The organism is Herminiimonas sp. Marseille-P9896 (assembly GCF_903993245.1).
Taxonomy (GTDB): Bacteria; Pseudomonadota; Gammaproteobacteria; order Burkholderiales; family Burkholderiaceae_D; genus Oxalicibacterium; species Oxalicibacterium contaminans.
In genome coordinates this window covers 495,323-509,745 of the sequence record NZ_CAJEVT010000001.1, presented here as the reverse complement: position 1 = coordinate 509,745, position 14,423 = coordinate 495,323, and the positions used below count along the sequence as shown (strand labels likewise).

Here is a 14,423-nt window from a genome sequence, read left to right as displayed (position 1 = left end):
TTCCGTAGAACAATATTACATTTGTTAAACGGTGTCATCGCAATTTAATCATTTCAGCTGTCAATTCGACCACACAGCAGACACAATTTCCATTCAAATATCAGGCGAGCACGCCCTCCACCGTGGCCCCTTCGACCACGACCTGATTGCGGCCATTCTGTTTCGCCGTGTACATGGCGGTATCTGTACGCGAAAACAAATCCAGCACCGATTCACCAGCTATGTACTGGGTCAGTCCGATGGATATCGTGACACCATGGCGCAATTTACCCTGCCAGTCGTAGTGCTCGATCTGCGTGCGGATCCGTTCAGAGATATTCAGGGCCGCCGAAAGCGGGGTCTCCGGCAAGACCAGCAGAAATTCTTCACCGCCATAACGGCCAAAAATATCCTGCTTGCGCACATTTCCCTCCGCCACGCGAGCGAAGGTGCGCAAGACTTCATCGCCACCCAGGTGCCCCGCCTCATCATTCACGCGCTTGAAGTGGTCGAGATCGATCACCGCCAGACATAGCGGCGCGCCACTTTCATCTGCCATCCGTTTTTGCTGTTCCAGCGCTGCCACGATGTAGCGGCGGTTATAACAGCCGAGCAAGACATCACGTTGTGCATCTTCTTCAATGTCCTTGATCTTGCGTGTCGCCTTGAACAAAGCGTTATGCAATTGCTGCATACGGCTCGCCAGCACCACAAACCCCGGCAAGGTCAGCAGCAGACTCAACATGAGCGCACCTTCCAGTTGCAGCATCGCCCAGTCGCGATATTGCTGATAGTGCACGGCGATCACCAGCAGATAGCCGCACAGCGTCACTATCGTCAGCAATAGCATCATCTTCGGTGATACGCGGTGCAGGACGAAGGTCATGGTCAGGAACAGGAAAGGCGTGAACAGGATCTGCGTGGCCGGTGCCATATACGAAAGCACCAGCATGATGCCTATCGCACACAAACTGATAGGCACGCGCAAATTCTTTTCACGGGCGCGGTTATTCCAGCCCGTCAGGAAACACAGATAGAACATCGATACCGTGCTGGTGATCAGTACGGTTGCAGTCGTCAACGCCACCTGATCGACCAGACCATGCATGTAAAACACTGCCACACCGACCAGATAGAAGAGACCGAACAAACCGATCAGCAGCAAGCGCTGCAGGCGGGCGTTCTGGCGATTGCGATGATTGAGTATGGTCTGGCGACGCGCGCGCACCACATGGATTTTTGCCGACTTGGCGGACTTGCTGCCAGCACTGCGCAAAGGCGTAACAGGATCGGGGGCGGCCGTGTGCAGCGGAGCGTTATCCGTCGCGGGCATAGCGTGATGTTCGCCTGTTCGTTGCATGTAAATCCGTCTGAGAAGTCCTGCCAAACTCGTTGAGCACACCATCCGACTGAAACAATTTACTGCTAATTCCCTGCACGCAACTACACCATATTCGCTCTTAAAAGACACGCACTTTTATTGCCTTTTAACCATAAGTCACATTCACGCATGCCCGCCAATGTTGCATCGTTCAGTCAACAATTGTTATCACTTTCACGAGAGCCATCATGTTTGCCGCGTGCTTGCAGAGTAAGCACTCGCATGACGAAAGATGAAGCGCACAAAAATGCTGTGCACAAAATTTAAGCAGAATTTCACGAAGACACATTTGGAAAATTTCTTAACGCTTTCTGAATCTGTCGGACCTTGCACGTCGTATATGGTCTAGGGTGCTATCCAGCCCTGATCCATCAACCAATCAGGAGATTTCCATGTACGCAAAAATTACCCTGCTCGCTGCAGCTACGGCACTGAGCGCCTGCTCCGGCCATATGATGAAAACACCGGAAGCACCTGCCGCAGTGACGGTTCCGGCGGGCAATAAAGTCGTGATGAAAACGGTGGGTATCGGCGAGCTGACTTACCAATGCCGCGCCAAGGCCAATATGACAGGCGCTTTCGAATGGGTGCTGGCGGGACCGGATGCGATTCTGTATGACGGCAACAAGATGGCCGTCGGCAAATACTATGGCGGCCCGACCTGGGAAGCCAATGATGGCAGCAAGGTAACCGGCAAGCAGTTGGCCGTATCGCCGAACCCGGGCTCTATCCCCTTACAACTGGTACAGGCCAACCCATCCATGGGTAAAGGCGCCATGAGCGACATCACCTATATCCAGCGCCTGAACACTGTCGGTGGCGCAGCACCGGCCACTCCTTGCGGAGCTGCCAACGTCAACGCCAAGCAAATCGTGAAGTATCAGGCAGACTACGTGTTTTACCGCGCCTCCATGTAATTGCTGGCGGCAGAAACAAAAATGGCCGGATAGTTATCCGGCCATTTTTTATTTACAGCTGTATTTTTGTTGAAGCGGCTTAACCGGCCTCATCCGGTGCCACATCGTCCGGCGACGGTTCGAGCTTGGTAATCAACAAACGATCGATACGGTTACGGTCCATATCGACCACTTCGATGCGATAGCCTTCCCATTCAAAGGAGTCGGACATTTGTGGAATGTGGCCAAGGAAGGTCATCACGAAACCAGCCAGCGTATGGTAGGTGCCGGATGCTTCTTCCGGGAAGCGCACATCGGTTTCCAGCAATTCGCGGAAGCGGTCAAACGAGACGCCGCCATCAATCAGCCATGAACCATCATCGCGGCGTACGCCATCGACTTCGTGGTGCTCATCGATCACAGAAACATCACCTACCAGCGCGCCCAGTACGTCACTCAGGGTGACGATACCTTCAATTTCACCGTATTCATCAATGACCAGTGCCAGTTCTGCACGGTTTTTCTTCAAGGTTTCCAACAGCTGCATCGCGCTAATGGTTTCCGGCACGAACAAAGGTGGACGTGTCGCTGCAGCAATGTCCACGGTATTGATCGCCTTGCCACGTATCGCCTGTTCGAACAGGCTGCCAGCGTGCACGATACCGATCACATGCGAGATATCGCCACGGCAGACCGGGAAGCGGTTATAAGAGCTGTCGGCAATTTTGGCCAGGTTCACTTCGATCGGATCTTCCAGATCGATGAAGTGCACATCCAGACGCGGCGTCATCAGGCCAGCCACGCGCTGGTCATCCAGGCGCAAGGCACGCGAGACGATATCGTGTTCGGTTTTTTCAAACAGGCCAGCGTCGGTACCCTCGCGGAACAAGCCAGCGATTTCTTCTTCGGTCACCGCATCGTCTTTCTTGTGATGCATGCCGAGGATACGCAGGATGAATTCGGTGGTGCCGGTCAGGACTTTAACGAAAGGCCCCATCAGGCGCGACAACCACAACATGGGGGCCGCCACCAGCGAAGCCACGACTTCCGGATATTGCATGGCGATACGCTTGGGCACGAGCTCACCCAGGATCAGCGATGCAAAAGTAATACCGACAACCACGATAGCCAGTGCAATTTCACGTGCGTAAACGCTCACAACCGGAATCAGTGCGACTTCAGGAGTCAGGCGCTCAACCAGCGACGCTTCACCGAACGCACCGTTGAAAATACCGATCAGCGTAATACCAACCTGGATCGTGGAGAGGAAACGACTAGGACTATCGGACAGATCAAGTGCCGCTTGTGCACCCCGGCTGCCGTTTTCAGATAATTTTTGGAGGCGGATACGTTTGGAGGTTACGACCGCAATTTCAGACATGGCAAAAATGCCATTAACCAGGATCAAACCCAGGATGATAAATATGTCCACTACTAAGGGAACTCGCAGTTTCTACCCGCCAGCCCTACTGTTGATAAGTGCTGAATAATATCATTAGCGCGCCAAATGGCAGAAAAATCGCAAAACTAGCTGCATAAAACCCGGGTTTTATAGCGTTTTAACAGAACAAACAGGTTCGCTTTACGATCTCCGCAACCAAGAAAGCAAGCGCCGACCACAGCACGGTAGAACCGAAGGGCAGCACAAAAATCCGGCCAAACAGCTGGAAGCGCACATCCGCAGGCAGCCGCCCTACGCCCAGCTTCTCGATAATCCACGGTATCAGTGCGTAGAAAACGGTCAGACCAATAAAGATCACCGCGACCCAACGTATCATTACTTGTCCCTCGCTAAACCTTGCCCGGAGCAAAACTCAAAACAGGCGCGCCAGCAGAAAAATGGCGGTAGATAACAAAACGGTAGAGGCGAATGGCAAAAAAATGGTTTTGCCAAACAACTTGAAACGTATATCACCGGGCAAACGACCAATGCCGAATTTTTCCAGCCACGGCAAGGCAGCGGAAAACACAATGACGGCGATGAAGATCGTAATAAACCAGCGAACCATGTGCAACTTTCATGACGCGCCGGTCTAGCTACCCCCGGCATCCGGCTTTACAATCGGCGGCTTTGGTCCGCGCGATCAAACTGGTCGGGCAACTGCACCGCCTTGCCCACTACCAGCACTTTGAACAACTCGCCCATCTCGGCCGGCGAAGTCAGCTTCTGCACTGCATTTGCTTTCGGCAGGTAAGCCATATGATCTTCCGGCGCGGTCGCCAGCAAGCGATCACCAAGGCCAGCCGCCAGCAGGAAACCGGCCTGGCTCATGTAACCGACCATTTCCAGGCCATTACGCACGGCGGCATACGCCATGCTGGTGAAATCGACGTGCGCGGTGATGTCTTGCAAACCCGGCAAGAAAAACGGATCAGGATGTGAATGATGGCGGTAATGGCACATCAGCGTCCCTTCGGCGCGCTGGTCCAGATAGTATTCGCTGGCGGGGAAACCGTAATCGATCAGGATCGCCGCGCCACCCTTGCCAGATTGCTCATACCCGGCGGTCAGCATGGCGGCCAGTGTATGCATGAAGCCGCCCGCGATCGGATGCACTTCAGTCAGGTAACCAACCGGCAACTCCGCCGCATCGGGTATTTGTGCGATCAGGTCCTGATCACATGGTCGATCGGCGAAGACAAAGCGACCGTCCACCACGCTGACACCGCGCTCCAGCCACTCAGTTTCACCTTTGACAACCAGTGAGACTGGCATCGCATCCAGCACTTCATTGCCCAGCACTACGCCGGAAAATGCCGGTGGAAAGTCGTCCAGCCAGGTCACTTGCGGGAAGCCAGCCAGGGTTTCCTGCTGGCGCGCACGCAATTCGCCGGACAATTCGACGATGGAGTAACGCTCCAGCGGTATGCCGTCGGCCGCGCACTCAGTCAGAATATCCAGTGCCAATTTACCGGTACCGGCCCCGAATTCGAGGATTTGCGGTGCGCTTTGTGCCATCAGCCCGTCGGCCGCATGGGCCAGGGTTTCACCAAAAAGCGACGTAATTTCGGGCGCGGTTGTAAAATCACCGTCTTTGCCAAGTTTTGCAGCACCGCCGCTGTAATAACCGACGTCCGGCGCATACAGCGCCAGCTCCATATAACGGGCGAAAGAAATCCAGCCCGCATGACGGTTAATTTCGTCAACAATCAGGTTCTGGAGCTTGTGTGACGCAGATAATGCGTCCGAAGAAGGTTCTGGGAGTTGCAATTGCATGGCGGTATTGTAGAGAAATCAGCGAAACACACAACCATTCATGTCCACAGATAAGCAAACGTCATTGAAAAAGACTGCCCTCGTGACCGGTGCCGCTCGTCGCATCGGCCGTACGATCGCGCTCGCACTGGCGCAAAACGGCTGGGATGTGGTCGTGCATTACTCGCGTTCGGAGGCAGAAGCGCAAACCACGGTCGCCGACATCGTCGCGCTTGGACAGCGCGCGATCGCATTGCAATGCGACCTGAATGATGAGGCTGGGGTAAAGACCTTATTGGATCAGGCTGCCGCGCAACTGGGCCCGGTCACCTGCGTCGTCAACAATGCCTCGCTGTTTGATTACGATAGCGCGGCAGATTTTTCGGCGGCGACACTGGATGCACATATGCATACCAATCTGGTCGCACCCGTGCTGCTGGCGCAAGCGCTGCACCGGGCCACGCCGGAAGGCGCGCAAGCGGTCGTCGTGAATTTGCTGGACCAAAAACTGTTTAACCTGAATCCGGATTTCCTGTCCTACACCTTGTCCAAGGCGGCGCTGCAAACAGCGACCACCATGCTGGCGCAGGCACTCGCACCCAAAGTACGTGTGGTCGGCGTAGCACCCGGCATTACGCTGGTATCCGGCGACCAGAGCGAAGCGGAATTTCAGCGTGCGCATAAAGTCACGCCGCTGGGCCGCTCCAGCACACCGGACGATATTGCCCACGCCGTCCGCTTCGTAATCGAGGCGCAGGCGATGACCGGCACCACGCTGCTGGTCGATGGTGGCCAGCACCTGATTCCATTACAACGCGATGTGATGTTTGTCGCATCCTGAACACCCCAGATTTTTCACCTGTAGTACAACCGGTTTACTTATATGAATTCGTTCCTGTTCCACCCACAACTCGCCGACTGTCGCCGCCTCTTCCTGCGTAACTACGAAGTGCAGATCAATATAGGCGTGCACGAGTTTGAAAAGAAAGGTGAACAGCGCGTGCTGATCAACGTTGATCTCTTCATTCCATTGAAAGAATCGACCCCGACCGCCGATCACCTGGATGAGGTCGTGGATTACGACTACATGCGCAGCACCATCGCCAAGCGCATGGCGCAAGGCCACATCCATTTGCAGGAAACCCTGTGCGACGACGTGATCAAAGCCATGCTGGCGCATCCGAAAGTCCGCGCCGCACGTGTTTCAACCGAAAAACCTGACGTCTACCCGGATTGTGAATCAGTAGGTGTAGAGGTATTCCAAATCAAGGGGAACTAAGGTGTCATCAGCCCTCATGCAAGAAACTGTAGCCGCGCCGGATACCGACGCCGCCCTGAGCTTCAAACAAAACGAAAAAATCGTTTACGAAAACAACAAGCTGCACAAACGCTTGTGCCGTCAGGTCGGCCAAGCCATCGGCGACTTCAACATGATAGAAGACGGCGACAAAGTCATGGTTTGCCTGTCCGGCGGCAAGGATAGCTACGCATTGCTGGATATCCTGATGACCTTGCGTGAACGCGCGCCCATCAGGTTCGACATCGTCGCGGTCAACCTCGACCAGAAGCAACCAAACTTCCCCGATCACATCCTGCCGGCTTACCTGAAGCAACTGGATATCCCCTTCCATATCGAAAACCAGGATACCTATAGCATCGTCAAGCGCCTGATCCCGGAAGGCAAGACCACTTGCTCGCTGTGCTCACGCCTGCGTCGTGGCATCTTGTATCGCGTGGCCGACGAACTCGGTGCCAACAAGATCGCACTCGGCCATCATCGTGACGACATCATGGAAACCTTCTTCCTGAATATGTTCTTCGGTGCGAAGATCAAAGGCATGCCGCCCAAGCTGCAATCCGATGACGGCAAACACATCGTGATCCGTCCACTGGCCTACGTGAAGGAAGCCGATACCGAGCGCTATGCGCAGGTTAAGAACTTCCCCATCATTCCTTGCGATTTGTGTGGCAGCCAGGAAAACCTGCAACGCAAACAAATCAAAGGCATGCTGCGCGAATGGGAAAAGAAATTCCCGGGTCGCGTCGACAATATTTTCTCGTCCTTATCCACGGTCGTGCCTTCGCACCTGATGGATAAAGATCTGTTTGGCTTTGCCGACCTGAAAGCAACTGGCGAGGCGATGGCGAATGGCGATATCGCATTTGATGAAGAGCCTTGCTCGACTGGCAGCACCAGTATCCCCGGCATCATCCCGCTGCGTACAGACGACTAAGCAGCTATCAGCTGACAAGAAAAAGCCCCGCCATGCGGGGCTTTTTTATTTTCTGGCAGTAAAGAAAGCAGCGTCGATATCAAACGAGTAGTCGCCCTGTACCGCAAAATAAGCGCGGCTTTCTTCCGGCGCGGTATCGAACAGGCTGCGTATCGCAGCCGTCCGCTGCGGCGGTGTCCGCATACGCGCAATCCACTCATCAAACACCATGCGCAACTTCCAGCCGCGCACGTATTCATGTGTAAACCCGGCATCGGCAAACATCGTCGCCCATTCCGAAACACGATAGTCACGTACATGCGATGCATCGCGCAGCAACTCCACTGCCTGCAGAGTCGTGTCGTGCAGGGCAATTTCCGATGCGACGATATCGATCACCACCACCATGCCGCCCGGGCGCAAGACCCGGTGCATCTCACGCAAACCGCTGGGCACGTGCAACCAGTGATGTGCCGAGAAACGCGTGACGACCAGATCGAAGGACGCATCCGGAAAAGGTAAATGCTCGGCCTGTGCCTGCTCGGTGCGGATATTGGATAAACCGCGTTCTGCTGCCGAGGCCGCAACGACTGCCAGCATCTGCGACGACAGATCACAAGCCGTGACGCTGGCGGCATGCGGTGCAACGGCAAAACTGATATGACCGCCGCCACAACCCAGATCCAGCACCTCGGGCGCCTGCAGCTTGCGCGCGATGTCTCGCACCGCCTCCAGATCCGCGCCTTGCGCATGGACCGAACTGGTCAGATATGACGCGGCCGTATTGCCGAACTGTTCTGCTACCACTGCTGCCTGTTTCATTTTTCACCTCCACGTAATTGGGTAGATGTACGATAGGCGATGATTTATCCTGTAACAAGACAAGTATTTATACTGGTATATTTCCTGCCAGACTGACACCCGGAATACCACCATGCATAAGCCATTAGGCGAATTCATACGCTTGCACCGCGAACAAACCAAGCCGCAAGACGTCGGCCTGCGCGCCGATGGACGGCGCCGTACGCCTGGCTTGCGGCGTGAAGAACTGGCGCAATTATGTGATGTCAGCCCGACCTGGCTCACCTGGCTGGAACAAGGGCGACCAGTATCAGCTTCGGCCAAAGTATTGGGTCGTCTGGCCGATGTGATGCATCTGACGGTTGCCGAACGCACTTATCTGTTTCGCCTGGCTGACAAACTGGACACGTCGGAAGCCAACCACGACAGTCCATCCGCCAACTTCGCAGCCATCGTCAAAGCGATACGCACTCCCGCTTATATTCTGGACCGGCAATGGGATGCGATCGCCTGGAATCGTCCGGCCACAGATTTATTCAGCGGCTGGCTGGATCAGGGCAAGTCAGCGGCACCGGCCAATCTCTTGCGCTTCATGTTTGACAGCAGCAGTGCGCGCAGCCTGATCGCCGACTGGCCGGAGCGCGCGCAACGGCTGGTCGCCGAATTCCGCGCTGATTGCGGCAAGTACGCCGATGACGAACCCTATGCCAGCCTGATCGCCGAGTTAAGGCGAGACAGCGAGGAATTTAAAACCATGTGGAATGCACATCATGTGCTGGGCCGGGATGGCGGCAGTCGTCGCTTCCGGCATCCGACGCAAGGCGCACTCACTTTTGAACAAGTGACGCTCAACCTCGCGGCTGCGCGTGAGGTCAAGCTGGTGATGTTATTACCGAGCTGACAATCAAGCAGCCTTGGCCGCCAATTTGTTGAAGTCGTTGACCCAATCCTGCAGGGTTTGTATGAAGTAGTTCTTTTGCTTGGGTGTGGTCATGTGCATGATGCCCGCCACCATGCGCGCATTCGCCGCATTTGATTGCTCAAAGAAAGCCTGATGCTGCTGGTTGCCGTATCTATCCACAGTGGCGGCCACATACTTCTTCAGCATCGCAACTGCCGCTTCCTTACCCGGTTTTTCAGCGTGTATTTTCTTCAGTACATCTAATAGCGCGCGCTGTCTGCTGAGGCGTTCGGCCATCAACAATTCATTGTTCAGGGGACGTGCATCGGACAGGCTGCGTATGCTGGCTTCCTGTTCACGGCTGAAACCACCGAACCAATACTGCGCCTGTTGCAGGGCCTTGCGATAGCGGAATTCCTGGCGCTCTTCGCTTGTACCGACCAGATACTCTTTGCGGAATTTATCGTTCGATTTGGCAAATTTCTTTTCTATGTTGGCGATCTGTTCCGACGTTAGGGATAAAGCCAGGTCGGCGAAATCTGGCGTCGCTTTGTCGGCGATCTCCAGCACCTGCGTGGTGACATCGCGGTAATCACCCAGCAAATCGGCTTGCGTTACCGCGGCAAAATCCCTGTGCCGCATACGATCTATCAGCCGCACATATTCCTTGAGCTGGGTCTGGCGGTGCCAGACAAAGACCTTATCTATCCGCTCCTTAACCCATTGCTTTTGTGAACTGTCGAAGTCGACATAGCTATCCAGCCACCAATACGAAATCGTTTCACCATTGCTATACCCGAGACGCGCCGCGCTGCAGGCGAGCAACAAGCTAGCCATCAGTACGATGGTGGCTTTTTTTGCAAAATGTCGCAGGGGACGCGTGATAAAATTTTGCATTCTTTTAACTGGCTTCCTATGAATATCGTCATTCTTGCTGCAGGTATGGGAAAGCGCATGCAATCTGCGCTGCCGAAAGTGCTACATCCGTTGGCGGGCAAGCCTTTGCTCTCCCATGTGATCGATACTGCACGGCAATTGTCACCCACACGTTTATGCGTAATCTACGGCCACGGCGGTGAACAAGTACCGCAATTGCTGCAAGCCAAGGATTTGTCATTTGCCAAACAGGAACCACAACTGGGTACCGGTCATGCCGTGATGCAGGCTGTGCCCCAGTTAGATGATCATACGCCGACGCTGATTTTGTATGGCGACGTGCCTTTGACTACTGCAGCTTCACTGCAGCGCTTGTTGGACAGCGCGGGTAAAGATAAGTTGGGCATTCTCACCGTCAACCTCGGCAATCCGACCGGCTATGGTCGCATCGTCCGCGAAAACGGTGCTATCACGCGCATAGTTGAGCAGAAAGACGCCCAACCCGCCGAACTCGAGATCAACGAAATAAATACCGGCATCATGGTCGCGCCGACTGCTGCACTCAAGCGATGGCTGGCCAAGTTGTCCAACAACAATGCGCAAGGCGAGTATTACCTGACCGATATCGTTGCCAGCGCAGTCGCTGACGGCGTGCCTGTTGTTTCCGCACAGCCAGACCACGAATGGGAAACGCACGGCGTCAACAGCAAGGTGCAACTGGCCGAGCTGGAACGCATACATCAACGCAATCTCGCCCATGCCCTGCTGGAACAAGGCGTCACGCTGGCCGATCCGGCGCGCATAGACATCCGCGGCACGCTCACTTGCGGCCGCGACGTGACCATTGATGTCGGCTGTGTATTTGAAGGCGACGTCAGCCTGGCCGATGGCGTGCGTATCGATGCCAACTGCGTGATCCACAATACGACCATAGGTGCGCGTAGCCATATCCGCCCTTACAGCCATTTTGAAAATGCAGTGGTCGGTGCCGAATGCATCATCGGCCCTTACGCGCGTCTGCGTCCGGGCACCGTCCTCGCGGAAGATGTGCACATCGGGAATTTTGTCGAAGTGAAGAACAGTGACATCGCTGCGCACAGTAAGGCCAATCATTTGACCTATGTCGGCGACTCGACGGTAGGTTCACGCGTCAACATAGGTGCGGGCACGATTACCTGCAACTACGATGGCGTCAATAAATCACGCACCATCATAGAAGACGATGTCTTCGTCGGCAGCGCCACACAATTGATCGCACCGATACGCGTCGGCAAAGGTGCAACGCTGGGCGCTGGTACCACCCTGACCAAGGATGCTCCAGCGGATAAACTGACCGTTTCACGCGCCAAGCAAATCACGGTCGACAACTGGCAACGCCCGGTCAAGATCAAGAAGTAAATGCAGCTTCACGCCATCGCGGTAATCATCAAACCGCGATGCGCGTTTCAAATTTGCTGCGATTGATGGAAAAGAAACTACGTACGTTACGCACATTCGCATGCGTCGCAAACAGGCGATGTGCCAGCGCGTGATATGCCGGCATATCCGCCACCTGCACCACCAGCACAAAATCCGGCCCCGGTGACACGCGATAACATTGCAGCACCGCCCCCTCCTGCGCCACCAATGCCTCAAACTCGACCTGGCGCTCATCCGCCTGGTTATCCAGCGTGATTTCCACTATCGAGGTCAGGCCCGCCCCCACCTTTTCCGGCGCCACGATCGCAACCTGGCGTTCTATCACGCCCGCATCTATCAGTCGTTTGACGCGACGCAAACAGGTTGGCGGCGACGCATGCACGGCAAGCGCCAGCTCGTTGTTGGTCTGCGACGCATCCATCTGCAAGGCATTGAGTATGCGCTTGTCCAGTTCGTCCAAATCCACTTGCTTAGTGAGCATTTATTAAAAATATCCGTAGTATTTGAATTTATATTTCACTATAGACAGTCTATAGAATAATAAGCCAAATATTGCAAAATTTTGAAATCTTATTTCATTTTGCTTCCACTAGTATGGTGCAATTCATTTCTACACAACGAGGTTCCTATGTGCGGTATCGTCGGCGCAGTCGCTCAACGCAATATCACTCCCATCCTGGTCGAAGGCCTTAAACGACTCGAATATCGCGGTTATGACTCTTGCGGCGTCGCGCTGCACGTCAATGGCAAACTGGAACGCGCACGCAGCACTGCGCGCGTGGCCGAGCTGGAAAAGCAAATCGAAAAGGAACACCTGAGCGGCTTCACAGGTATCGCGCATACACGCTGGGCCACCCATGGCGCACCGGCTTCGCACAATGCCCATCCGCATTTCTCGCGTGACCGCATCGCGCTGGTACACAACGGCATTATCGAAAACCACGATGAACTGCGCGACGAACTGAAAACCCTGGGCTATGTGTTTGAAAGCCAGACCGATACCGAAGTCATCGCCCATCTGGTCGATCATATGTATACAGGTGACTTGTTCGAAACCGTACAACAAGCGACCAAGCGCCTGGTAGGTGCTTTTGCGATTGCGGTCTTCAGCCGCGATGAACCACATCGCGTGGTTGGCGCCCGTCGCGGCTCACCATTGATCGTCGGTATAGGCGACGGCGAAAACTTCCTCGCTTCCGATGCACTGGCGCTGGCAGGCACCACCGACCAGATCATTTATCTGGAAGAAGGCGATGTCGTCGACTTGCAACTGCAACGTGTCTGGATCGTCGATGAAAACGGCAAACCAGTGCAGCGCGAAGTCAAAACCGTACATGCGCACACCGGCGCGGTCGAGCTTGGACCTTACCGTCACTATATGCAGAAGGAAATCTTCGAACAGCCGCGCGCCATTTCCGACACATTGGAAGGCATTGCTTCCATCACACCTGACATCTTCGGCGACAAGGCTTACGGCATCTTCAAGAAAATCGACTCCGTACTCATCCTGGCTTGCGGCACCAGCTACTACTCGGGCATGACCGCCAAATACTGGATAGAAGCCATCGCCGGTGTCACCTGCAACGTGGAAATCGCCAGTGAGTACCGTTATCGCGACAGCGTACCGAATCCGAATTCATTGGTAGTCACCATCTCGCAAAGTGGCGAAACCGCAGACACGCTGGCGGCGCTGCGCCATGCGCAAGCGCAAGGCATGCGTCATACGCTGACCATCTGTAATGCTGCGACCAGCGCCATGGTGCGCGAATGCGAACTCGCCTACATCACACGCGCCGGGGTTGAAGTCGGCGTCGCTTCGACCAAGGCATTCACCACCCAACTGACAGGCCTCTTCCTGTTGACGCTGGCATTGGCGCAAATCAAAGGTCGTCTCAACGATGAGCAAGAAGCTGCACAGCTGAAAGCCATGCGCCATCTGCCATCTGCGATCTCTGCTGTACTCGCGCTGGAACCGCAAATCATTGCGTGGGCCGAAGCCTTTGCCCGCAAGGAAAACGCTCTCTTCCTCGGACGCGGCCTGCACTATCCGATCGCGTTAGAAGGCGCGCTGAAACTGAAAGAAATTTCATACATCCACGCCGAAGCGTATCCGGCCGGCGAACTGAAGCACGGCCCACTCGCTTTGGTCACGCAGGAAATGCCGGTCGTCACCGTCGCACCGAATGACTCGATGATCGAAAAACTGAAATCGAATATGCAGGAAGTGCGCGCCCGCGGCGGTGAGCTGTATGTCTTCGCGGATGCCGACTCGCGCATCACCTCAGGTGAAGGCGTGCATGTCATACGCCTGCCGGAACACTATGGTTTGCTGTCCCCTATCCTGCATGTAGTACCACTGCAGTTACTGGCCTATCACACCGCACTCGCGCGCGGCACCGACGTCGACAAGCCACGTAATCTGGCGAAATCGGTGACGGTTGAATAAAGGCAGTAAGGAGTCGATAGACGACGCATGTGCATTAAGATTTGACCGCAAGACCAACGGATATGACACAAGCAAACCCTATGGAAGATTTGATCGAACGTCTCGGCGTCCTGGAATACGCCATCCGGCAAGCAATGACCGTACGCGAAGACCAGGATGAACCGGCAGAACCACAGCACCTGGCCGAAGCCGCGCAATTTGGCATTGCCGTAGACGATGCGATGACCAAAGGTGACTTGCTGAATGCCGTACAGACTTTGCATCGCGCCAGCCAAAAGAATGCAGGCCAAGCGAACAAGCCATAAAAGGAAAGAG

16 protein-coding genes are annotated in these 14,423 nt (G+C 54.8%); 8 read left to right on the top strand and 8 right to left on the bottom strand.

What is annotated here, in order from left to right:
• Positions 1-100 precede the first annotated feature (100 nt).
• Positions 101-1,339, bottom strand: coding sequence for a GGDEF domain-containing protein (locus H7U06_RS02440; protein WP_175624631.1), 1,239 nt, complete (start codon positions 1,337-1,339; stop codon positions 101-103).
• Between the two features lie 413 nt (positions 1,340-1,752).
• Between H7U06_RS02440 and H7U06_RS02435 the strand changes: the two genes are divergently transcribed.
• A complete protein-coding gene (locus H7U06_RS02435) occupies positions 1,753-2,277 on the top strand; it encodes a DUF3455 domain-containing protein (protein ID WP_175624630.1) in 525 nt (174 codons plus the stop codon).
• A 79-nt stretch (positions 2,278-2,356) separates the two neighbouring features.
• Here the strand turns inward: H7U06_RS02435 and H7U06_RS02430 are convergent, their stop codons facing one another.
• The 4 genes from H7U06_RS02430 to H7U06_RS02415 all read right to left on the bottom strand — a co-directional run bounded on the left by H7U06_RS02430 (position 2,357) and on the right by H7U06_RS02415 (position 5,473).
• On the bottom strand, positions 2,357-3,688 hold the full coding sequence (locus H7U06_RS02430; protein ID WP_175624629.1) for a hemolysin family protein: 1,332 nt from the start codon (positions 3,686-3,688) through the stop codon (positions 2,357-2,359).
• A 127-nt stretch (positions 3,689-3,815) separates the two neighbouring features.
• Positions 3,816-4,034 carry a DUF2905 domain-containing protein gene (locus H7U06_RS02425; protein ID WP_175624628.1) on the bottom strand — a complete coding sequence of 73 codons (219 nt, stop codon included), beginning with the start codon at positions 4,032-4,034 and terminating at the stop codon, positions 3,816-3,818.
• A gap of 36 nt (positions 4,035-4,070) precedes the next feature.
• Complete coding sequence (locus tag H7U06_RS02420) at positions 4,071-4,265, bottom strand: DUF2905 domain-containing protein (protein ID WP_175624627.1); 195 nt, start codon at positions 4,263-4,265, stop codon at positions 4,071-4,073.
• Between the two features lie 47 nt (positions 4,266-4,312).
• Complete coding sequence (locus tag H7U06_RS02415; protein WP_175624626.1) at positions 4,313-5,473, bottom strand: class I SAM-dependent methyltransferase; 1,161 nt, start codon at positions 5,471-5,473, stop codon at positions 4,313-4,315.
• A gap of 40 nt (positions 5,474-5,513) precedes the next feature.
• Between H7U06_RS02415 and H7U06_RS02410 the strand changes: the two genes are divergently transcribed.
• From H7U06_RS02410 to ttcA, 3 genes are read left to right on the top strand one after another with little or no spacing between them, the layout of a single operon-like run.
• The gene (locus H7U06_RS02410; RefSeq protein ID WP_175624625.1) at positions 5,514-6,293 is read left to right on the top strand and encodes an SDR family oxidoreductase; all 780 of its coding nucleotides are present in this window, start codon (positions 5,514-5,516) and stop codon (positions 6,291-6,293) included.
• Positions 6,294-6,335: 42 nt separating this feature from the next.
• Positions 6,336-6,731: a dihydroneopterin aldolase gene (locus H7U06_RS02405; protein WP_124572596.1), complete on the top strand. Its 396-nt coding sequence runs from the start codon at positions 6,336-6,338 to the stop codon at positions 6,729-6,731.
• 16 nt (positions 6,732-6,747) lie between these two features.
• Positions 6,748-7,686, top strand: a complete 939-nt coding sequence (gene ttcA / locus H7U06_RS02400) for a tRNA 2-thiocytidine(32) synthetase TtcA (protein ID WP_175624624.1) — start codon at positions 6,748-6,750, stop codon at positions 7,684-7,686.
• Positions 7,687-7,731: 45 nt separating this feature from the next.
• Here ttcA and H7U06_RS02395 read toward each other — a convergent pair whose 3' ends face one another.
• A complete protein-coding gene (locus H7U06_RS02395) occupies positions 7,732-8,487 on the bottom strand; it encodes a class I SAM-dependent methyltransferase (RefSeq protein WP_175624623.1) in 756 nt (251 codons plus the stop codon).
• Between the two features lie 112 nt (positions 8,488-8,599).
• Between H7U06_RS02395 and H7U06_RS02390 the strand changes: the two genes are divergently transcribed.
• Positions 8,600-9,367, top strand: coding sequence for a helix-turn-helix transcriptional regulator (locus H7U06_RS02390; RefSeq protein ID WP_175624622.1), 768 nt, complete (start codon positions 8,600-8,602; stop codon positions 9,365-9,367).
• Between the two features lie 3 nt (positions 9,368-9,370).
• Here H7U06_RS02390 and H7U06_RS02385 read toward each other — a convergent pair whose 3' ends face one another.
• Positions 9,371-10,264, bottom strand: coding sequence for a DUF6279 family lipoprotein (locus H7U06_RS02385; protein ID WP_175624621.1), 894 nt, complete (start codon positions 10,262-10,264; stop codon positions 9,371-9,373).
• An 18-nt stretch (positions 10,265-10,282) separates the two neighbouring features.
• Here H7U06_RS02385 and glmU point away from each other — a divergent pair, with 18 nt between their 5' ends.
• The gene (gene glmU, locus H7U06_RS02380) at positions 10,283-11,641 is read left to right on the top strand and encodes a bifunctional UDP-N-acetylglucosamine diphosphorylase/glucosamine-1-phosphate N-acetyltransferase GlmU (RefSeq protein ID WP_175624620.1); all 1,359 of its coding nucleotides are present in this window, start codon (positions 10,283-10,285) and stop codon (positions 11,639-11,641) included.
• A gap of 28 nt (positions 11,642-11,669) precedes the next feature.
• Here glmU and H7U06_RS02375 read toward each other — a convergent pair whose 3' ends face one another.
• The gene (locus H7U06_RS02375) at positions 11,670-12,143 is read right to left on the bottom strand and encodes an Lrp/AsnC family transcriptional regulator (protein WP_175624619.1); all 474 of its coding nucleotides are present in this window, start codon (positions 12,141-12,143) and stop codon (positions 11,670-11,672) included.
• A 147-nt stretch (positions 12,144-12,290) separates the two neighbouring features.
• Between H7U06_RS02375 and glmS the strand changes: the two genes are divergently transcribed.
• Both glmS and H7U06_RS02365 read left to right on the top strand, forming a co-directional pair.
• Complete coding sequence (gene glmS, locus H7U06_RS02370) at positions 12,291-14,108, top strand: glutamine--fructose-6-phosphate transaminase (isomerizing) (protein ID WP_175624618.1); 1,818 nt, start codon at positions 12,291-12,293, stop codon at positions 14,106-14,108.
• A 62-nt stretch (positions 14,109-14,170) separates the two neighbouring features.
• Positions 14,171-14,413: a hypothetical protein gene (locus H7U06_RS02365; RefSeq protein ID WP_175624617.1), complete on the top strand. Its 243-nt coding sequence runs from the start codon at positions 14,171-14,173 to the stop codon at positions 14,411-14,413.
• Positions 14,414-14,423: the final 10 nt, after the last annotated feature.

Excerpts from the sequence above, each read along its gene's own strand:
- H7U06_RS02410 (WP_175624625.1), top strand. The coding sequence starts at position 5,514 with ATGTCCACAGATAAGCAAACGTCATTGAAAAAGACTGCCCTCGTGACC.
- H7U06_RS02415 (WP_175624626.1), bottom strand. The coding sequence starts at position 5,473 with ATGCAATTGCAACTCCCAGAACCTTCTTCGGACGCATTATCTGCGTCA.
- H7U06_RS02390 (WP_175624622.1), top strand. The coding sequence starts at position 8,600 with ATGCATAAGCCATTAGGCGAATTCATACGCTTGCACCGCGAACAAACC.
- H7U06_RS02385 (WP_175624621.1), bottom strand. The coding sequence starts at position 10,264 with ATGCAAAATTTTATCACGCGTCCCCTGCGACATTTTGCAAAAAAAGCC.
- H7U06_RS02395 (WP_175624623.1), bottom strand. The coding sequence starts at position 8,487 with ATGAAACAGGCAGCAGTGGTAGCAGAACAGTTCGGCAATACGGCCGCG.
- H7U06_RS02420 (WP_175624627.1), bottom strand. The coding sequence starts at position 4,265 with ATGGTTCGCTGGTTTATTACGATCTTCATCGCCGTCATTGTGTTTTCC.
- H7U06_RS02375 (WP_175624619.1), bottom strand. The coding sequence starts at position 12,143 with ATGCTCACTAAGCAAGTGGATTTGGACGAACTGGACAAGCGCATACTC.
- H7U06_RS02435 (WP_175624630.1), top strand. The coding sequence starts at position 1,753 with ATGTACGCAAAAATTACCCTGCTCGCTGCAGCTACGGCACTGAGCGCC.
- glmS (WP_175624618.1), top strand. The coding sequence starts at position 12,291 with ATGTGCGGTATCGTCGGCGCAGTCGCTCAACGCAATATCACTCCCATC.
- H7U06_RS02365 (WP_175624617.1), top strand. The coding sequence starts at position 14,171 with ATGACACAAGCAAACCCTATGGAAGATTTGATCGAACGTCTCGGCGTC.
- H7U06_RS02440 (WP_175624631.1), bottom strand. The coding sequence starts at position 1,339 with ATGCAACGAACAGGCGAACATCACGCTATGCCCGCGACGGATAACGCT.
- H7U06_RS02405 (WP_124572596.1), top strand. The coding sequence starts at position 6,336 with ATGAATTCGTTCCTGTTCCACCCACAACTCGCCGACTGTCGCCGCCTC.
- H7U06_RS02425 (WP_175624628.1), bottom strand. The coding sequence starts at position 4,034 with ATGATACGTTGGGTCGCGGTGATCTTTATTGGTCTGACCGTTTTCTAC.
- ttcA (WP_175624624.1), top strand. The coding sequence starts at position 6,748 with ATGCAAGAAACTGTAGCCGCGCCGGATACCGACGCCGCCCTGAGCTTC.
- glmU (WP_175624620.1), top strand. The coding sequence starts at position 10,283 with ATGAATATCGTCATTCTTGCTGCAGGTATGGGAAAGCGCATGCAATCT.